This is a genomic window from Goekera deserti (assembly GCF_010685995.1).
GTDB lineage: Bacteria > Actinomycetota > Actinomycetes > Mycobacteriales > Geodermatophilaceae > Goekera > Goekera deserti.
In genome coordinates, this window is the sequence record NZ_JAAGWK010000024.1 from 166,394 (window position 1) to 184,770 (window position 18,377).

General features: G+C 75.2%; 18 protein-coding genes. 13 read left to right on the top strand and 5 right to left on the bottom strand.

Annotated features, from left to right (window positions below; genetic code table 11):
- Window positions 1-186 precede the first annotated feature (186 nt).
- Window positions 187-1,722, top strand: a complete 1,536-nt coding sequence (locus G1H19_RS16965; protein ID WP_235928419.1) for an LCP family protein — start codon at window positions 187-189, stop codon at window positions 1,720-1,722.
- On the opposite strand, the gene G1H19_RS16970 is transcribed toward G1H19_RS16965, so the two are convergent.
- Window positions 1,716-2,498 carry an SDR family NAD(P)-dependent oxidoreductase gene (locus G1H19_RS16970; protein WP_152730844.1) on the bottom strand — a complete coding sequence of 261 codons (783 nt, stop codon included), beginning with the start codon at window positions 2,496-2,498 and terminating at the stop codon, window positions 1,716-1,718. The genes G1H19_RS16965 and G1H19_RS16970 overlap by 7 nt on opposite strands.
- Window positions 2,499-2,870: 372 nt before the next feature.
- On the opposite strand from G1H19_RS16970, the gene G1H19_RS16975 reads away from it, so the two are divergent.
- The 10 genes from G1H19_RS16975 (at window position 2,871) to G1H19_RS17020 (ending at window position 13,387) form a co-directional block, all read left to right on the top strand.
- Window positions 2,871-3,794, top strand: a complete 924-nt coding sequence (locus G1H19_RS16975; RefSeq protein WP_162393589.1) for a helix-turn-helix transcriptional regulator — start codon at window positions 2,871-2,873, stop codon at window positions 3,792-3,794.
- Window positions 3,795-4,395: 601 nt separating this feature from the next.
- Window positions 4,396-5,661 (top strand): sensor histidine kinase, encoded by a 1,266-nt coding sequence (locus G1H19_RS16980; RefSeq protein WP_162393588.1) that lies wholly within the window; start codon window positions 4,396-4,398, stop codon window positions 5,659-5,661.
- Entirely contained in the window at window positions 5,649-6,305 is a 657-nt protein-coding gene (locus tag G1H19_RS16985) for a response regulator (protein WP_162393587.1), read from the top strand. Before G1H19_RS16980 ends, G1H19_RS16985 begins: the two co-directional genes overlap by 13 nt.
- A 184-nt stretch (window positions 6,306-6,489) precedes the next feature.
- Complete coding sequence (locus G1H19_RS24680; protein ID WP_202926024.1) at window positions 6,490-7,470, top strand: CPBP family intramembrane glutamic endopeptidase; 981 nt, start codon at window positions 6,490-6,492, stop codon at window positions 7,468-7,470.
- A gap of 120 nt (window positions 7,471-7,590) precedes the next feature.
- Window positions 7,591-8,235, top strand: coding sequence for a M15 family metallopeptidase (locus G1H19_RS16995; protein WP_235910017.1), 645 nt, complete (start codon window positions 7,591-7,593; stop codon window positions 8,233-8,235).
- Complete coding sequence (gene alr / locus G1H19_RS17000) at window positions 8,232-9,413, top strand: alanine racemase (protein WP_235928417.1); 1,182 nt, start codon at window positions 8,232-8,234, stop codon at window positions 9,411-9,413. The genes G1H19_RS16995 and alr overlap by 4 nt, the downstream gene beginning before the upstream one ends.
- Window positions 9,410-10,381 carry a D-alanine--D-alanine ligase family protein gene (locus G1H19_RS17005; protein WP_162393586.1) on the top strand — a complete coding sequence of 324 codons (972 nt, stop codon included), beginning with the start codon at window positions 9,410-9,412 and terminating at the stop codon, window positions 10,379-10,381. The genes alr and G1H19_RS17005 overlap by 4 nt, the downstream gene beginning before the upstream one ends.
- Window positions 10,378-11,379, top strand: coding sequence for an acyltransferase family protein (locus G1H19_RS17010; RefSeq protein WP_202926022.1), 1,002 nt, complete (start codon window positions 10,378-10,380; stop codon window positions 11,377-11,379). Before G1H19_RS17005 ends, G1H19_RS17010 begins: the two co-directional genes overlap by 4 nt.
- The gene (locus G1H19_RS17015) at window positions 11,376-12,692 is read left to right on the top strand and encodes a sensor histidine kinase (RefSeq protein ID WP_152730842.1); all 1,317 of its coding nucleotides are present in this window, start codon (window positions 11,376-11,378) and stop codon (window positions 12,690-12,692) included. The genes G1H19_RS17010 and G1H19_RS17015 overlap by 4 nt, the downstream gene beginning before the upstream one ends.
- A complete protein-coding gene (locus G1H19_RS17020) occupies window positions 12,689-13,387 on the top strand; it encodes a response regulator (protein WP_235928408.1) in 699 nt (232 codons plus the stop codon). Before G1H19_RS17015 ends, G1H19_RS17020 begins: the two co-directional genes overlap by 4 nt.
- A 138-nt stretch (window positions 13,388-13,525) precedes the next feature.
- On the opposite strand, the gene G1H19_RS17025 is transcribed toward G1H19_RS17020, so the two are convergent.
- The 4 genes from G1H19_RS17025 to G1H19_RS17040 all read right to left on the bottom strand — a co-directional run bounded on the left by G1H19_RS17025 (window position 13,526) and on the right by G1H19_RS17040 (window position 16,330).
- Window positions 13,526-13,852, bottom strand: coding sequence for a DUF3349 domain-containing protein (locus G1H19_RS17025; RefSeq protein ID WP_152730840.1), 327 nt, complete (start codon window positions 13,850-13,852; stop codon window positions 13,526-13,528).
- Between the two features lie 16 nt (window positions 13,853-13,868).
- Window positions 13,869-14,177 carry a hypothetical protein gene (locus G1H19_RS17030; protein ID WP_162393585.1) on the bottom strand — a complete coding sequence of 103 codons (309 nt, stop codon included), beginning with the start codon at window positions 14,175-14,177 and terminating at the stop codon, window positions 13,869-13,871.
- 14 nt (window positions 14,178-14,191) lie between these two features.
- A complete protein-coding gene (locus tag G1H19_RS17035; protein WP_152730839.1) occupies window positions 14,192-15,406 on the bottom strand; it encodes an inorganic phosphate transporter in 1,215 nt (404 codons plus the stop codon).
- Between the two features lie 213 nt (window positions 15,407-15,619).
- Window positions 15,620-16,330, bottom strand: a complete 711-nt coding sequence (locus G1H19_RS17040; protein WP_328727596.1) for a DUF6518 family protein — start codon at window positions 16,328-16,330, stop codon at window positions 15,620-15,622.
- 435 nt (window positions 16,331-16,765) lie between these two features.
- Between G1H19_RS17040 and G1H19_RS17045 the strand changes: the two genes are divergently transcribed.
- Both G1H19_RS17045 and G1H19_RS17050 read left to right on the top strand, forming a co-directional pair.
- Window positions 16,766-17,089 carry a hypothetical protein gene (locus G1H19_RS17045; protein WP_152730837.1) on the top strand — a complete coding sequence of 108 codons (324 nt, stop codon included), beginning with the start codon at window positions 16,766-16,768 and terminating at the stop codon, window positions 17,087-17,089.
- 157 nt (window positions 17,090-17,246) lie between these two features.
- Entirely contained in the window at window positions 17,247-17,591 is a 345-nt protein-coding gene (locus G1H19_RS17050; RefSeq protein WP_152730836.1) for a hypothetical protein, read from the top strand.
- Window positions 17,592-18,377 lie beyond the last annotated feature (786 nt).

Here is an 18,377-nt window from a genome sequence, read left to right on the forward strand (position 1 = left end):
GACGCCGGCCGGTCGGGCCGGGCGCGCGCTCCTGCGACCAGCGTGACCTGCGTTCCCCGGGTGACGGACGGGACGACCACGGGGTGGTGTCGGGCCGCCGGTGGGCCGGATCGGGGTGCCGCGGGCGCACCATCCAGTCGTGCGGTGTCCCCTCGGAGTCCTGGCGCGACAGGTCGGTGCCGCCCCGTGCGCGCCGCTGCCCGGCCGGGGCCGGCGGTGATCGAGGACGAGCCGCGCCCGCTGCCGGCGCGCCTGGACCCCCGGCTCGGCCGCCCGGCCCCCCAGGCCGACGAGCGGGCGCCGCGGGGACGCGGGACCCGCCGCGCCGTCGTGGTCGCCCGGGCGCTGGCCGCGCTGATGAGCGTGGTCGTGCTGGCCGGCAGCGGCTGGGGCTGGTACCTCACCGGCATCGCCGAGGCGAGCCTGAACCGCACCGACGCCATCCCGACCGACGGCAACTCCGACGTGAACGGCCGCGACCACGCCGGGTCGGAGATGAACCTGCTGCTGGTCGGCATGGACTCCCGCACCGGGCTGACCCGCGAGCAGCAGGCCGAGTTCAGCACCGGCGACCCCGACGACGTGCTCAACACCGACTCGATGATGCTGGTGCACGTGCCGGCCGACGGGTCCGGCGCGAGCTTCGTCTCCCTGCCCCGCGACACCTACGTGCCGATCCCGGGCCACGGCCAGGCGAAGCTCAACTCCGCCTACGTGCGCGGCTACAACGAGGCCGAGGGCTCCGAGGGGCAGAAGGACGCCGCCGGCGCCGGGCTGCTCATCAAGACGGTCAGCCAGTTCACCGGGCTGCAGATCGACCACTTCGCCAAGCTGGACCTGCTCGGCTTCGTCAACCTGAGCACGATCGTCGGCGGCGTCGAGGTCAACCTCTGCGAGGCGACTCGCGACTCCTACTCCGGTGCGGACTTCGAGGCCGGCGTGCAGACCATCAGCGGCGGCGACGCGCTGAAGTTCGTCCGGCAGCGGCACGGCCTGGACTCCGACCTGGACCGCGTCGTCCGGCAGCAGGTGTACCTGGCCGGGATGCTGCGCAACATCCTCTCCTCGGACCTGCTGCTGGACCCGGGCAAGCAGAAGGCGCTCGTCGAGCAGGTCGGCAGCAGCGTCACCCTGGACGCCGGGCTGGACGTCTACGACCTGGCCGCGCAGATGCAGGGCGTGCAGCCCGGCGACATCACCTTCCAGACCATCCCGGGTCTCACCGACCGCAAGGCCGACGGCGCCGACGTGCTGCAGCCGCCGGCCCCCGACGTCGTCCGGGCGTTCTTCGGTGACCTGGGCAGCGGCGCGGCCTCGGCGCCGGCCGCACCCACCACCCCGGCCCCCGGGCTGGACCCGGAGGACGTGACCGTCGCCGTGCAGAACGGCTCGGGGGTCTCCGGGGCCGCCGCGACGGCCGCCACCGCGCTGACGGCCGCGGGCTTCGCGGCCAGCAGCGACGGCAACGCCACGCGCACCGCCACGACGACGGTCAGCCACCCGACCGGCGACGAAGCCGGGGCCGCGCTGGTGGCCGCGCAGGTGCCCGGCGCTGCGGTCGCCGTCGACGACGCCCTGCCGGCGGGCACCGTGCAGCTGGTGATCGGCACCGACTACAACGGCATCGGCACCCCGGTGACCGCCCCCGTCGCGGCCCCGCCGAGCGACGACAGCTACGCCACCGTCGAGCGGACGGCGACGGACGCCAGCTGCATCTACTGACCTGCCCGGTAGCGGGAGGCCAGTTCGGGGCTCTGCGCACCGAAAGCAGCCAGTTGGGCGCTGGACACGGCCGCGAGCACGCCGGCGTCCTCCACGCCCGGGGCCACGACGACCTCCCCGAGCTCCAGCCCGCGCAGGCTCGCGGTGACGACCTCCTCGGCGCTCATCCGTGGCACGGCGCTGAGATCCATGCCCTGCAGCTCGTGGAACTCCGTCGCCACCACCCCCGGGCAGAGGACCTGCACGCGGACACCCGTCCCCTCCAGCTCGGCAGCGAGGGTCTGCGACATGGCGACCGCGAAGGCCAGTCCACCGGCGTAGACGGCGCGGCGCGGCATCACCGAGCTCGGTGCGGGACCGCTGAAGGCGATCATGCCGGCGACGGTGATGATCGTGCCGTCGCCGCGGGCCTGCATGCCGGCGACGACGGCACGGCTCAGCATGGTGGGGGCGACGACCTTGACGTGGACGAGTTCGCGGGCCTTCTCCGCGGGCAGGTCGGCCAGCGGCATGTAGTGCGCGACGCCGGCGTTGTTCACCAGCAGCGTGACGTCCTCGGCCGCGGCGACCTGCGCCACGGCGTCGATGCCGTCGTCGGTCGACAGGTCGGCGGCGATGCACCGGACGTTGACCTGCCGGTGGGCGGCGGCGAACTCCTGCAGACGCTCCTCGCGCCGTCCGACCAGGATCAGGTCGTGGCCCTGCCCGGCCAGTCGTTCCGCGAACGCCCTGCCGATGCCGGAGGTGGCGCCCGTGACCAGTGCCAGCTTCCTCATGGTGGTTTTCCTTCCGTCGATGTGACCATGGGGCATGTCGGACGGCCGGGGTGTCGACGCAAGGCTGGCGGCGAGCCCACGCCGGGAGTCCGCACCCGCCCGGCGGTGGGCGGGCGCCCTGGGCAGTCCCTGCTCCCTCGGCCCGACGGACTGACGCGCCCGAGCTCCCCCGGACCAGCCGGCAGCACGCAGACTCGCCCACCAGTGGGCCGGTCAGCCAGTACCGCCTCCGTCCTGGTGTCGGCCTTCCTGGTACTGCCACTCCCAGGGAGCACCGGGTCGGCCCGGTCAGGACCCACCTCCCGGTCCCGGCAGCACCGGTGCGGGCGCTCGTGACCTGGCTGCCGGCCAGACGCCCACTACGGTCGTCGGGTGACCGATGACCTGCTCGCCGACTACCTGCGGGCACGGCGGGGACAGGTGCGCCCCGATGACGTCGGCCTGCCGCGCGTCAGCGGAACCGATGCCGTGGCACGACGGCGGGTCCAGGGGCTGCGGCGGGAGGAGGTCGCGCTGCTGGCGGGCATCAGCGTCGACTACTACCTGCGCCTGGAGCAGGGCCGCGCGGGCACGCCATCCCCCCAGGTCGTCCGGTCCCTGGCGCGGGCGCTGCGCCTGGACGAGACGGCCGCCGCCTACCTGAGCGGCCTGGCCGCGCCCACACCTGCCACCGCCCCGACGTCGACCGCCCACGAGGAGCGCGTGCCGTCCAGCGTGGAGAACCTCGTCCACCTGATGGACTGGCCGGCGTTCGTCACGGGTCGCAACTTCGACGTCCTGGTCGCCAACAGCGGCGCAGCTGCCCTCTCCCCGGAGCTGACCCCGGGCAAGAACCGGCTCCGGTCGTTCTTCCTCGTCGCGGCGGAACGGGAGCTCTACCGTGACTGGGAGGACACCGCGCGACGCTTCGTCGCGGTCGTGCGCGACACCCTCGGGCGCGAGGCGGCCCGCGCGGACTTCTCGGCACTGGTGCGGGAGCTGTCCGAGGGCAGTGACAGCTTCCGTCGGTTGTGGGAGCTGCACGACGTCGTCGCGCGGGACGCCCAGTCGGCTCTGCTGCAACACCCTGTTGCGGGGGCTCTGCAGCTCAACCTGGAACGCCTGACCATCGCGGGACTGCCCGAACAGAGCCTCGTCGTGTACCACCCGACCATCGGCTCCAGCGACGCCCAGCGTCTGGCGGACCTGCTGGCCACCAGCCGTGTCCCGCGACACGTGAGCCAGCAGCGTGCCGACGGGCCGGGGTCGTCGGGTTCCACGTCGCTCACCGGACCACCGGTGGACGGGAGCGGTTGACGTCGCGAGAGCGCGCTGCGGGCGCACGGTGAGGCACCACTGCGAGGTGGTGGAGGTCCTGTCCGCGCAGCCCGAGCGTCACCATCGACGACAGCGGTGACACCTGAGGGTCCAGCGTCGTGGCACGGCGGCCGCGACGAGGGCGGCGGCGCAGCCGAGGCCCACCAGTCCGGAGACGATCCCGACCGGCAGGGGCAGCACACCGGCCGAGGCGAGGAGGTCGACCACCACGGCGACGCTCAGCAACGCCCACAGCTGCGGCCTCCGGAGCCGACGCAGGGCCTGCCACGGGATGAGCCAGGCCCCGCGGGCACCGACGTCGTGGCGGGTGGACGGGGCAGCTGGGCCGGACATGTCGGGCTCCTCGATCACGGGGTCTGGGTGCCCTGTGACCCTGCGCCGGTGCGCGAGCCGGCTCCACCCCGCTGGCTGCCCCCTCCGGGTACAGCTGGCTGCACCTCTGGCTCGCGTCGGCCGCACGGCACCGGTGATCACGTAGCGTCGATGCGATGAGCGCCGCCGCGGGCCCGTCCCGCGCCCGGGCCCCCCGGCCGGCTCAACGGGCCACCCCGCGGCACGCACCGCCCCGCCGGGGGCCCGCGTGACCCGGCCGGCCCGGCAGGGGCGGCCGGTGCAGCGGGCCGTCGCCGTGCGGCGGTCCGCGGTCGCCCAGCTCGCCGGGGGGCTGGGAACCGGGGCCCTGGCGGGTCTCCTGTCGGTGTGGGTCGTGCTCGTCGCCCTCCTCTGCGTGGTCGGGATCGGGCTGCTGCTGGCGCCCGCCGCCCTGGCAGCGGTGCGCTCCCTGGCCGACCGCGAGCGCGGACGGTTGGTCCGCTGGGGGTCCGGGTCGCCCCCGGGCGGCCCCCCGCCCGCCTCGCTGCGGCCGGCCCTGGCGGACCGGGCGGTGCGTCGTGATCTGGTGTGGCTGCCGGTGCACGCCACGGGTGGGCTCCTCCTCGGGCTGGTGGGGGTGCTGCTGCCCGTGTACGCGGTCCGCGACCTGACCTTCCCGCTCTGGTGGCCCCTGGTGCCGGCCACCGTCGACGCGTCCCCGTGGTGGTGGCCGGTGCGGACCTGGGCCGACACCTGGCCGGTGGCACTGCTGGGGCTGGCCTGGGCGCTCCTCACCGTGGGGGCGGCACCTCGACTGGCCCGGCTACAGGGCTCGCTGGCGCAGCGACTGCTGGCACCGCCCCCCGGGACGGACCTGACGCTGCGGGTGGCCCAGCTCAGCGCGACCCGCGCCGCCGCCCTCGACGGGCACGCCACCGAGCTGCGCCGGATCGAGCGTTCGCTGCACGACGGGGCGCAGAACCGGCTGGTGGGGGTCACCGTCCTGCTCGGTGCGGCTCGACGCTCCCTGGCCCGGCCCGGCGTCGACCGGGGCAGCGTGGACGAGCTGCTCGAGCGAGCCCAGGGTGCTGCGGAGCAGGCGTTGGGCGAGTTGAGAGCGGTCGTGCGCAGCATCCTGCCGCCGGTGCTCGTGGACCGGGGGCTGACCGAGGCCGTCACCGGGCTGGCCGCGGCGTGCCCGGTCACCTGCCACCTGGAGGTGGACGCCGGGAGCAGCGCGCCGGGTGCCCTGCCGGCCTCGGTGGAGGCCACGGCCTACTTCGTCGTCGCCGAGGCGCTGACCAACGTCGCGCGGCACTCCGACGCCACCCGCGTCGTGGTCACCGTCCGGTACCGCGGCGACGAGCTCCTGGTCACGGTGACCGACGACGGTCGGGGCGGGGCGACGGTCGGCGCGGGAACGGGGCTGTCCGGGATGCTGGACCGGGTGCAGGCCCACGACGGCGACCTGCGGGTGACCAGCCCGAGCGGCGGTCCCACGACAGTGGAGGTGAGGTTGCCGTGCGCGTCGTGATCGGCGAGGACGACCCGCTGCTCCGCGAGGGGCTGGCCCTGCTGCTGCGCGCGGAGGGGATCCAGGTCCTCGCCACCGCCGCCGACGCCGCGGGGCTGCTCGCCGCGGTGGACGAGCAACGCCCCGACGTCGCCATCATCGACGTCCGCATGCCCCCCACGCACACCGACGAGGGGATCCAGGCAGCGGTGGAGGCGCGCCGTCGCCACCCGGACCTGGCCGTGCTGGTCCTCTCCGCCTACGTCGAGCAGGCCTTCGCCACCGACCTGCTCGTCGGCGGGGCCAAGCGGCTGGGTTACCTGCTGAAGGAGCGGGTCGGGCGGGTGGCGGAGTTCCTGGACGCCCTGCACCGCGTCGCCGACGGGGGCACGGCCGTCGACCCCGAGGTGGTGGCCCAGCTCCTGACCCGGACCCGCCCGGACGCGGGGCTGGACCGGTTGTCCACCCGGGAGCGGGAGGTGCTCGGCCTGATGGCCGAGGGCCTGGGGAACACCGCCATCGCCGGACGACTGGTGGTCACCGACGGCGCCGTGCACAAGCACATCCGCAGCATCTTCGCGAAGCTCGACCTCCTCCCCACCGACGAGGTCGACCGCCGCGTCGCCGCCGTGCTGCGCTACCTGCGCGCCGCCGACACACCCTGACCCGACAGGGGGCCGCTGCGCCCGGCGGCCCCTCCCGACAGCGCGCCCGCAGCGGGTGACGGTGGTGCAGGCACCACCCGGATCGGGGCGCCTGCAGCACTGACCCCGGCGCGCGGCGGAGGTGGACTCGCAGACGTCAGCCGGACGCGCCCGAGCGTCCGGCCCGTCCCCGGGGAGTCCGCTCGTGCCCACCTCCGCCCGACCACCCGTCCAGCTGCAGACCCCGACCCCGGCTCCGGCCCCACCGCCGGTCGGGGTCCGCGGCGTGCTCGCCCGCCACCCACTCGTCGCGTTCTTCGCGCTCGCGTTCGGCCTCAGCTGGCTCGCCTGGCTGCCCTACCTGCTGTCGGAAAACGGACTGGGCGTCCTGGCGTTCTCCTTCCCGTCGGTGCTGGGCACCTCCCAGCTGCTCGGGGTGCTGCCGGGCGCCTACCTCGGGCCGGTGACCGCCGCGGTCGTCGTCACCGTCCTCGTCGAGGGCCGGGCCGGGCTCAGGGCCTGGCGGGGGCGCCTGCTCCGCTTCCGGGTCGGCGCACGCTGGTACCTCGGTGTCGGGGTCCTCGTGCCGCTGTCCCTGCTGGCCGCGACGTTCGTCCTGCCGCAGGCGTGGGGCTCGGCGCGGATGGTCGGTGCGGGGTTGCTGCTGGCCTACGTGCCGATGCTCGTGCTCCAGGTGGTCACCACCGCGCTGGCCGAGGAGCCGGGCTGGCGTGACTTCGCCCTGCCCCGGTTGCAGGCGCGACTGGGCCCGGTGACCGGCACGGTCGTCCTGGGGCTGCTGTGGGGCGCGTGGCACTGGCCGCTGTTCCTGACCGAGTGGGGCGGCCACCCCGACGTCACCTGGGTGCAGCCGGTCCTCTTCACCGCCTCCTGCGTCCCGCTCAGCCTGGTGATGACCTGGGTCTTCAACCGCACCGGTCAGAGCGTGCCGCTGGTGATGCTCCTGCACGCCGGCATCAACAGCACGTACACGCTGCTGTGGCCGGCCTTCTTCCCGGCGCTGCACGGCGACCACGACGTGCTCGTGGTGCAGCTGGCCGCGACCACCGTCGCGAGCGCGGTGCTCATGATCGCCACCCGGGGTCGCCTCGGCGCACCCGACACGCCCGTCCTCGACGGGGCGCGTCCCGAACGCCCGGCACGGGCGGCTCGTCCTCCCCGCTGAGCAACCGGGTCGGCTGCCCGGGCTCCCCCCGGCGGCGACCCCGGCTCATCCTCCAGGTGGCGCGGTCGGTACCGCAGGATGAGGTGGGCAGGGGGTCCGGGGGCCGATCGTGAGTGCGTGATGCTCCTCAGCGACCCGCGAGTCGCCGCCGTCCCCGTCGTCGAGTGCGGCGACCCCCTGGTCGTGCTGGGTCCCGAGTTCGGCGCGGCACGCGCCAGGGTGCGCGCCGGGCTCGCCGACCGTCTCGCCGTCGCCCAGGCCCTGCTGCCGGCGGGGATCGTGCTGCGGGTGCAGGAGGGACACCGGACGGTGGCCGACCAGCGCGCGATCATCGCCCGCTACACCGCCGAGGTCGCCCGGGCGTACCCGGGCTGCCCGGCGGACGAGCAGCGCCGACTCGTCAGCCGGTTCGTCTCCCCGGTCGACGTCGCACCGCACGTCGCGGGGGCGGCCGTGGACCTCACGCTGGCCCGGCACGACGGCTCGGACCTGGACCTCGGCACGGCGATCGACGCGACGCCGGAGGCCTCCGGCGGCCGGTGCGCCACGGCCAGCCCGGACGTCGACGCCGGTGCCCGCGCGCTGCGGGACGTGCTCTGCCGGGCCCTCGGCGGCGCCGGCCTGGTCAACTACCCCACCGAGTGGTGGCACTGGAGCTACGGCGACCGCTACTGGGCGCTGGTGACCGGCGCCCCAGCAGCCTGGTACGGCGCTGTCGACGTGAACGGGCCGGCACCCGTCGCGCTGGCGGGGGTGGGTCGGTGAGCGGCGCGGGTGCGGTGCTCACCCCGGACGCAGCGGCGCGGCTCGGCGGCCCGGAGCTGCGGATCGACCTCGACGCGGTGGCGGCCAACTGCCGGCTGCTCGCCGAGCGGGTGTCCGGTGACCTGATGGCCGTGGTCAAGGCGGACGGCTTCGGGCACGGCGCGGCCACGGTCGCCCGGACGGCGCTGGCGTCCGGCGCCGGCTGGCTCGGCGTCACCTCCCTGGTCGAGGCCCTGGACCTGCGGGCCGCGGGGCTGACCGCGCCCGTCCTGAGCTGGCTGAACCCCGTGGGAGCGGACTTCGCGGCCGCCGTGCGGGCCGGTGTGGACCTGGCGGTGCCGTCGCCGGCGCACCTGGCCGCCGTGGCCGGCGGCGCGCAGCGCAGCGGCTGGGGTGCTGCGCGGGTCCACCTGCACCTGGACACCGGGCTGGCCCGTGACGGTGCCGCGCCCGAGGAGTGGGGCGCGCTGTGCCGGGCGGCCCGGGCGGCCGAGCGCGAGGGCACGGTCCAGGTGGTCGGCGTGATGGGGCACCTGGCACTGGCCGACCTCGGCGGGCCCGGGGCGAATGCCGCGGGCCGGGCGGCCTTCGACCGGGGGCTGCAGGTGGCCCGGTCGGCCGGGCTGCGTCCGGCCCACCGGCACCTGGCTGCCACCGCCGCCACGCTAGGCGACCCCGCGACGCACCACACGATGGTCCGGGTGGGTGCGGGGCTGTTCGGCATCGACCCCTCGGGTTCTACCCGGCTGCGCCCGACGCTGACCCTGACCGCGCCAGTGGTCTCGGTCCGCCGGGTCGCGGCAGGGACGGGTGTCGGTTATGGGCACCACTGGGTCACGCCCCGGGCGACGACGTTGGCACTGGTCCCGGTTGGCTACGCCGACGGCCTGCCCCGGACGGCCACCGACCACGCCGAGGTCCTGCTGGGCGGCCGCCGGCGCCCCGTCGTCGGCCGCATCTCGATGGACCAGGTCGTGGTGGACCTGGGGCCCTGCTCCCCCGTCGTCGCCGGTGACGTGGCGACCGTCGTCGGCGCCGGTGACGACGGCGCACCCACGGCCGCGGAGTGGGCCCGGTGGGCGCACACCCTGGAGCACGAGATCGTCACCGGCCTGTGCTCGGCGCCGCCCCGCGTCCGCCGCTGCGTGTCCACCGGCTCCTCCTGGGGCACCCGGTGACCGCCCCCGTCCGAGTCGCCGTCGTCGGCGGCGGGACCAGCAGCGAGCACGACGTGTCCCTGGCGTCAGCGGCGGCCGCGGCGGGCGCGCTCCGGGGCGGCCGGTTCGACGTCGTCCCGCTGACCATCGCCCGCGACGGCCGGTGGTGCGCCGACGGTTGGCCGATGGGCCTCGGCGCGGCCCTGGAGCTGCTCGGTGGCTGCGACGTGGTGCTGCCGATGGTGCACGGCCGGGGTGGGGAGGACGGCACGCTGGCCGCGCTGTGCGAGTCCGCCGGCGTCCGTTACGTCGGGTCCGGGATCGGCGCCGGGGCGCTGGCGATGGACAAGTGGGCCACCAAGCTGGTGGCGGCGTCCCTGGGTCTGGGGGTCGCCGCGGGGGTGCTGCTCACTGACCCGGACGCCGGCGGGCAGGCCCTCGCACCGCCGGTGGTGGTCAAGCCGGTGTCCGCCGGTTCCAGCCACGGCGTGACGCTGGTGCGCCGGGGTGCGGACCTGGGGGCGGCGATCCGGGCCGCCTTCGAGCTGGACGACCGGGTCCTGGTGGAGGAACTGGTCGTCGGGCGCGAGATCGACGTCGCGGTGCTGGGCAGGCCCGGCGGGGTCCGCGTGGTCGCCCCGGCTCTGGAGATCGTCTGCGACGGCGTCTTCGACGCCAGGGCGAAGTACGGCGGGCAGGCCGACTTCCGGGTGCCCGCCGCGCTGGACGCTGCTGCGCTGCAGTGCCTGGAGGACGCCGCGGTGCGGGTCTACGACACCCTCGGCTGCCGGGGCGTGGCCCGCGTCGACTTCTTCCTCACCGCGGACGGGCCGGTGCTCAACGAGGTGAACACCACGCCCGGCTTCACCCCCGCCTCCCAGGTGCCCCGGATGTTCGCCGCAGCCGGCATCGGCTACCGCGACCTGCTGGAGATGCTGGTCGACGACGCCCTGGAGCCGGCCGGCCCGGCGGCCCTCCCGCTCGCGTGACGGGCGCCTGCGCCACCCGGCGCGGACGCATCGACGGCCTGGACGCCCTGCGGGGCCTCGCGGTGGTCCTGGTGATGCTGCGGCACGCCGCGCCGGGGGTCTTCCCCGGCGCGGGGGTGGTCGGCGTGGTGACCTTCTTCACCCTGTCCGGGTACCTGATCACCGGGGTGCTGCGCGACGAGCACGACGGGCTGGGCCACGTCGACCTGTGGCGCTTCTACCGCCGCCGGGCCAGCCGGCTGGTCCCGCCGCTGGTGGCCCTGCTCGTGCCGTACGCGCTGGTGACGGCGCTGCTCGACCCGCTGGGGGACCGGGCGGACCTGCCGCGAGACCTGCTGGTGGCCCTGACGTGGACGGGGAACCTGCCACACCTGACCCCCGGCGGCGCCACGTTCCACCTGTGGACGCTGGCCACCGAGGAGCAGTTCTACCTGGTGTGGCCGGTGCTGCTGCTGCTGTGCCTGCGGCGTGGGCGGCCGGGCCTGGCCGTGGGCGTGGCGCTGGCCGTGACCGTGGCCGCCCTCGCCGTGACGGCCTGGTGGTCCGCCGACGCCCCGGACACCGCCTACGCCCTCCCGACCAGCTGGGCGCCGGCCTTCGTCGTCGGCGCTGCCGCCCGCCTGCTGTGCCCGTACGTCCGGATCCCGACGTCGGTGGCCGTCGTGGCGCTGACCGGGTTGCTGGGGTGCGCCGTGGTCCCATTGCGTGGGCACACGCTGACGTACACGGTGGCCGGCCCGGTGGTCGCCGTGCTCGCGGCGGTGCTCGTCGTGGTGGCCGCGAACTGGGGAGAGGTGACGTGGGTGCCGCTGACCTGGCTGGTCGCGCTGGGCACCGTGTCCTACGGCGCCTACCTGTGGAACTACCCGCTGACCCTGTGGCTGCAGCCCCTCCCCGGTGGGCCGTTGCTCGCCGCGCTGGCGACCGTGGCGGCCGCAGCGGCGAGCTGGCGGTTCCTGGAGCGGCCGCTGTCCGCACGCCGGCAGTGGGCACGATGACGGACGCGACGGCGTGGAGCCGCCGCCTCCGGCAGTGGGCAGCCGACGTCGGCCCGGCCGTGGCCGTCGCCGTCATCGGCCTGGCGGAGACCCGCTCGGTGTCGAACGCCGTCCCCGGCGTGGCGACCCAGCTGTCGGTGCTGGTCGTGGCGACGGCGGTGGCCGTGGGGCTGTGGCGCCGGGCGCCCGGTGCTGCCCTGGCCGTGGCGTGGACGGCGGTCCTCGGGCAGGTCGTCGCCGACCTCCCACCGCTGCTCACCCAGGTGGCACTGGCACTGGTCGCCTTCGGCAGCGCGCGCTGGGGCCGACCCGGCGCGCTGGTCCTCGGGGGGCTGTCCCTGCCGCTGGGGCTGCTGGTCGGGCTGGCGGCACTCTGGTCCGGGGTCTACGAACCCCTGCGCGGCGGGGACCTGTTCCGTGCGGCGGGCCCGGTGCGGGCGCTGGTGGACGCCCTGCCGACCGACGCGGTCGGCCTGACCACGGTGGTGCTGGGCGCAGCCGGTCTGCTGGTCATCGGGCTGCCCTGGGCCGCCGGGCTGACCGTGCGCAGCCTGCAGCGGGCCCGCAGCTCCCAGGAGGCCGCGACCGCAGCCGCGACCCGGGAGGCCGAGACGGCGGAGCTCGCGCTGCTCCGGGGCCGGCAGGCGCGCCTGGCGGCCGACGTCCACGACGTCGTCGGGCACTCCCTCGCGGTCATCCTCGCCCAGGCGGAGTCGGGCCAGTACCTGCCCGACGACGACCCGGCCCGGCTCAAGCGGACGCTCGCGGTGATCGCCACGTCGGCACGGACGTCGTTGGTGGACGTCCGTGAGGTGCTCGTGGCCACCCGCGCCGAGGACCCGATGGCCTCCGCCGCGACGGCGCCCGGGCCGGGCAGGGACGCAGCCGCCCTGGACGAGCTGCTGGCCGGTGCGCGACGCAGCGGACACGAGGTGGTCGTCACCGAGAGCGGCCACCCGCAGCCCCTGCCGCCGGACCTCGCCGCGGTCGCCTACCGGGTGCTGCAGGAGATGCTGACCAACGCGCTGCGCCACGGACGCCGGGACACCCCCCTGCTCGTGAGCCGGTGCTGGGACGAGGAGCTACGACTCACCGTGACCAACCACCTGCCCGCGGGCGACCTGGTGCCCGCGACCGACGACCTCCCCCCCGGTGAGGACCGGACGCCGGGAGCGTCCGGGGTGCCGGTAGCCTCCGGCGGTCAGGGGCTGGACGGCATGCGGGAGCGGCTGTCCTCCGTCGACGGCCGGCTGGAGCTCGCCGCGACCGCCACGACCTGGACCGCGACCGCGGTCCTGCCGGTCCGCCGGTGACCGGTCACCCGGGCGACGGCAGCCCGGAGCCGGAGGAGGGGTCCATCAGGGTCCTGCTCGTCGACGACCAGGAGCTGTTCCGGGAGGGCGTCCGGGTGATCGTCGACGCCCAGCCGGGCATGCACGTCGTCGGCGTCGCCGCCGACGGGCACGAGGCGGTCCGGCAGGCCGCTCGACTGCAGCCCGACGTGGTGCTGATGGACCTCCGGATGCCCGGGCTCGACGGCGTCGAGGCCACCCGGCGCCTCCTCGCCCCCGAGCTGGCCCGCACCCGGGCGAGGCCGCTGCGGGTCGTCGTGCTCACCACCTTCGACCTCGACGACCGGGCCGCCACCGCGATCCGCCACGGCGCCAGCGGGTTCCTGCTGAAGACGACCACCCCCGTCCAGCTGCGCGACGCCATCCGCACGGTGCACACCGGCAACGCCGTCCTGGCCCCCGGGGACCTCGCGACGCTGCTGGACAGCCAGCTCACGGCACGTGAGCCGCTCCCCGCCAGCTACCAGACGCTCACGGAGAAGGAACGCGAGGTCCTCGCGGCCGTCGCCCGGGGGCTGTCCAACACCGAGATGGCCCGCGAGTTCTTCCTCGCCGAGTCCACCGTCAAGACCCACGTCGGCGCCGTCCTGCGCAAGCTCGGCCTCCGGGACCGGGTGCAGGTGGTGGTGTTCGCCCACGAGCACGGCCTGAGGTGAGCAGCGGGTCGTCGATGACCCCCGGCTCCCCTCTGCCGGGTCAGAAGCCCAGCCACCGGTGGCGCGGGACCGGTCGGGTCCGCCGGCGAGGTATGTGCAGGTCCCCGCGGTGGTCCCGGCCGTGGCCGGCCCCGCCGATCAGGGTCGGCCCAGCAGGTCGGGGTCGTCCGCCAGCGGCCAGCCGCCCGCGGCGAGGTGGGAGGAGACCCGGGCGATGTCGGCGGCGCTGGCACGATCGAGGGTGGCCTCGCCGATCAGGCGTTCGACGTCGGCGGTGGTGATGTCCTCGCCCTGCTGGGCCAGGCCGCCGAGCTCGTCGACGATGGCGTGCACCTCCGCGTCGGTCAGCTTGCGGCGCAACAGGCCCAGCAGCACGACGTAGTCCTGTTCGGGGACGCCCGTCGGGTACCCGGCGCGGAGCCAGTCCACCACGCGTCCGGCCAGGCTGGGGCTCGAGCTCGTCATCCGGGGCTCCTGTCGCTCAGCTCTTGCTCACGATGGTCGGGTACACGTGCTCGAAGCTGAGCACCTTGCCGAAGCCCGAGGCCACGATGTACGTGACGCCGAGCAGGACGCACAGCCCGACGACGGCGAAGCAGGCGATGCCGACCGCGCGCCCGACCGGATGCGGTGCGGCGCGGCCCCCGTCGGCGGTCTCCGCGGTGCCGCCGGCTCCGTAGGCCATCGCCCGGATCCCGACGGAGAACAGGACGGGGAGCCCCGCGCCGAGCACGAGCCCGACCAGGAGGATCTTCCACAGCGCTCCGAGGGCGAGGGTCACGAGGTCCACGGCGTGCTCCCGTCTCAGGCCGCGACGCGGGACGGCGCCCGGTCGTCGGCGTCCCAGTCGTCGTTGACGTTGTCGGCGTGCACCGGGTTCCTCCTGGAGCGGGCGTAGACGACCACGCCGAACGCGGCCAGGAGCGTCACGACGGCGATCGCACCGACGAGGTCGTTGCCGATGAGGTGGGCGATCCACCACATGAGTGCCCCGACCAGTCCGGCGGCCGGCAGGGTGATCACCCAGGCGACCACCATCCGGCCGGCGACTCGCCACCGCACGGTGGCCCCGGGCTTGCCGAGGCCGGTGCCGAGCACCGACCCGGTGGTGACGTGCGTCGTCGACAGCGCGAAACCCAGGTGACTGGACACCAGGATCACCGCGGCCGACGAGCTCTCGGCGGCCAGGCCCTGCGGCGGTGCGATCTCCACGAGCCCCTTGCCCAGCGTGCGGATGATCCGCCAACCACCGAGGTAGGTGCCGGCGGCGATGGCCACCGCGCAGGCCAGCTTGACCCAGAACGGGATCTCGTCGGTGGAGGTCCAGTGGCCGGACGCGATGAGCGCGAGCGTGATGACGCCCATGGTCTTCTGCGCGTCGTTGGTGCCGTGCGCGAGTGAGACGAGGGACGCCGAGCCGATCTGGCCCCAGCGGAAGCCGTCGTCGGTGTACCGGGCGGCGACCCCGGCGACGACCCGGTAGATCAGCCAGGTGCCGACCGCAGCGACGACGCCCGCGACGATCGGCGCGGCGACCGCCGGCAGGATCACCTTGCCGATCACCCCGTCGATCGTGGTGCCGTCGCCGCTCCAGTTGACGGCTCCCCACCCCAGACCGGCGACGGTGGCGCCGATGAGCCCACCGAACAGCGCATGCGACGACGAGGACGGCAGGCCGAGCAGCCAGGTGAGGAGGTTCCACGCGATCGCGCCGGTGAGGCCGGCCAGCACGATCAGGAGCAGGTCGGCACCGCCGCCTTGCAGGAGCTCCGCCCGGGGGGCGCCGCTGGAGTCCTGGATCCTCACGACCGCGTTGGTCACGGTCAACGCCACCTCGACCGACAGGAAGGCACCGACCAGGTTGAGGACCGCCGAGAGCGTCACCGCCGTCTTCGGGGAGAGCGCCCCGGTGGCGATCGAGGTCGCCATCGCGTTCGCCGTGTCGTGGAACCCGTTGGTGAAGTCGAACGTCAGGGCCACGAGCGCGACCAGGACGAGGATGACCGTCGCCGTCTCCATGCTCACGAGGGTGAACCCGTCGGCGACGGAACGGTAGTTGGGTCGCACAAGTACCCGACGTGTTCACCTCCTGTCCAGCTTCCGCCCCTCGCCCACCGGCCTACGCGCGGGCAGCCCGCGTGCCGGCGGCGGATCAGGCGACGTCGACCCGGTCCGGGACCGGTCGGAGAGGAGCGGCCCGCGCATCAACCCGGTCCGGCCGCCCGTGTCGGGTCACAGCACGAGCAGGGCGACGGCGAAGCCGAGCGCCCCGACCGCCACCGCGGGCAGCAGCCAGCGCAGCAGCGCGCGGTGCTGCTGCTCGTGCCTGCCGAGCAGCAGGGCCAGCGCGACGCCGACACCGCAGGCCACGAGCGCCTGCCCGGTGTACCCGAGCACCAGACCGAACAGGACGACGCCCTCCGCCAGCCACACCGCGACCAGCAGGGCGGCACCCAGGCCGCACCAGCGCCCGCGGGGCGTCCACCAGGACCAGCCGGCCAGGCCCAGCGCCGCGCCACCGACCACCCCTGCCAGCGTCCACTGCGCGACCGTCACCGGGGTGATGGCGAACCCGCGGGCCGCCGAGACGGCGTAGTAGCCGGGCACCTGGGCCACGCACGCCAGGACGCCGACCCAGGCGGCCGCCCGGGGGGTGCGTGCCCGGGCCGCCACCAGGAACGGCGCCACCAGCCAGGGGCCCACCGCGTTGGTCAGGCCGGAGAGGACGGTCGAGCCGAGCAGTGTCTGCGCCGGCGAGGTCAGCGCACCGACCATCAGGCCGACCAGCACGGCGACCGCCCAGCGGGGCACGGCGGCTCGCGGCCGACCCGTGGCGGTCGGGGCGGGCGGGGACACGGAGGCAGTGGACACACCCTCATGATCGGTCGCCCGGACACCCGGTGGATCCACCTGCAGGAGGAGTCGAGCGCCCCGGCCCTCCACCTGGAGGGCCGGCGGCGCGTCGGTGCGGTTCGGGAGCGGGCCACCGGTCCCGTGGTGCAGGATGCGCCCGTGCCCCGGTCGACTGCCCGCGTCCCAGGCCCGAGCGGGCGGACTGCAGGTCTGCGGCCTGCGCTGGGCCGGGCTGCGGTGGTGGCCGCCGTCATGCTCCTGGCTGCCTGCTCGACCGGCTCCCCCTCGTCCGAGGCAGGGGAACCCGCCACCGCTGCCCCGCAGTCCGCCGGCGCTGCCGACCCCACCTCGACGTCCACCACGTCGATGCCGGCAGCGCCGAGGAGCACCAATGCCCGAGCCGGGGTGCCGCCTCCCTCACCGACGCCCCGCACGGACATCGACCGGGCGGGTCTCCCGCTGGTCAGCTACACCCACTGCACGGCCTTGACGACCATCCAGTCCTTGCTGGGCGTGGAGCGGGTCATGGCAGAGAACCAGTACGACGACACCGGCGCACTCCGGCCGGCGTTCGTGGACAACTACGCCTCGGCGACCCGCTCCTGGGCCGAGGACCTGGCACAGCTGCAGCAGATGGAGCAGGACATGCTGGCCGACGGGTACCCGCCGGACCATCCGTTGCTGGTGGAGCTGCGGGCGATGGCCGCGGCCTGGGCGACGTCGCTGGACAACGGGCGGGCCAACCGCAGCGAGACGTTCTACGCCGACTACCTGGCACGCAAGGTGGCCACCGACCAGCTGATCGTCGACATCGACCCCAGCTGCGACTGGGCGCACACGCAGAGCTGACCGTCCACCCTGGGCGGGCCTCCGGTCGCGGTCGGGGATGCGCCCTTTCGGGTGACCACGGTGGTGTCCGGCCTCGGAGGGCCGCTCGGTGAGGCAGCCTGGACACGACCACACCGCAGCGGCCAGCGGGCCCTGGACAGCAACGCAGGAGCTGATCATGAGCGAGCCCGGCATCTCCGTCTCCTCCAGCGGCGGCCACGAGGTCGTCGTGGACGCGCAGCGGCTGGCCGAGGCCGCCACGGCGATGCGCGGTGTCCAGCAGGGCACCGCCGCGCTGAGCACCGAGGTGAAGAACGCGCTGGTGCCGCAGGCGGCCTTCGGGGACGTCCCCGGCGGCTACGAGGCAGCGCTGCGGCTCGCCGATGGTGTGCAGGGCCACCTGGACGCACTCGACGCGATGGGCTTGTCACTGGGTGACCTGGCGGCGCGGCTGGACGCTGCGGCGATGCTGGGTCAGCAGCTGGACCCGGCGACTCGCAACGCCGGGCAGATCCCACAGTGACGGGCACCCGCCCTGACAGCGACCTGCACCGGTCGCGCCCACCACGGGACCGTCCGACCGGCGCGCCGGGAGGTGTCGCGGGCTGAGGCGAGTCCCCCCTGCCGCGGCGTGACCGGTGACCGACCCCTGGCAGGCCGCATCCTCACCGGCCGGGGGCCGCGCTGGCCCTGGCGCTGACCCGCACCGTCGTGTGCGCCGGCTGCAGCAGCACCGACCAGCAGGCCACCGCCACCCGGCGCCCGCCACCCCCGTGTCGCCACCGACTGCACCTGGCCGGAGAGCCCCGCCGCGCAGGCCGGACTCGGTCCGACCATCGGCCGACCGTCGACCCGCCCGGGAATGGCCGGCCGACGCGCGCTGGCGTCCTGCAGCTGTTCCGCGAGCGATCGGGCTCGCCGCTGGCACGCGGTCATCACCGTTCACCGTGAACACTCGGTCCCGGCTTCTCGCCGAGGGCGCTGTGCGCCGCGTCGAACTGGTCGATTGTCATGCCGACCAGGTCCCCATGCACGCGTTCGAGCAGCCGTCGACGTCCTCGCGAGACTGGGGCGGTGGGCGCAGCGTCGTCCAGCTCCGGCCGTCGCGCCTTCGACCAGAACGCGGTCGCGCATCGACCGCCGGTGTCGGCGTCGGGCCACCGACCAGTGGCCCGCGGGCGGGCCTCCGGTGCCCGGGGCGAGGCTCGGTCAGGCCGCGGCCGGTCGGGTCGTCACCGGGCGTGGTCCGGCCACGGCGGGGTGCTCGTCGGCAGGTTCGACACCGGACCGCGGTCGGTGCCGCAGCGCG

What these genes read in the sequence shown, in the direction of transcription:
- G1H19_RS17025 (WP_152730840.1), bottom strand. Translation starts at nt 13,852, where the DNA reads ATGACGAGCTCGAGCCCCAGCCTGGCCGGACGCGTGGTGGACTGGCTC.
- G1H19_RS17015 (WP_152730842.1), top strand. Translation starts at nt 11,376, where the DNA reads ATGACGGACGCGACGGCGTGGAGCCGCCGCCTCCGGCAGTGGGCAGCC.
- G1H19_RS16995 (WP_235910017.1), top strand. Translation starts at nt 7,591, where the DNA reads ATGCTCCTCAGCGACCCGCGAGTCGCCGCCGTCCCCGTCGTCGAGTGC.
- G1H19_RS17045 (WP_152730837.1), top strand. Translation starts at nt 16,766, where the DNA reads ATGGCAGAGAACCAGTACGACGACACCGGCGCACTCCGGCCGGCGTTC.
- G1H19_RS16970 (WP_152730844.1), bottom strand. Translation starts at nt 2,498, where the DNA reads ATGAGGAAGCTGGCACTGGTCACGGGCGCCACCTCCGGCATCGGCAGG.
- G1H19_RS17050 (WP_152730836.1), top strand. Translation starts at nt 17,247, where the DNA reads ATGAGCGAGCCCGGCATCTCCGTCTCCTCCAGCGGCGGCCACGAGGTC.
- G1H19_RS17035 (WP_152730839.1), bottom strand. Translation starts at nt 15,406, where the DNA reads ATGGAGACGGCGACGGTCATCCTCGTCCTGGTCGCGCTCGTGGCCCTG.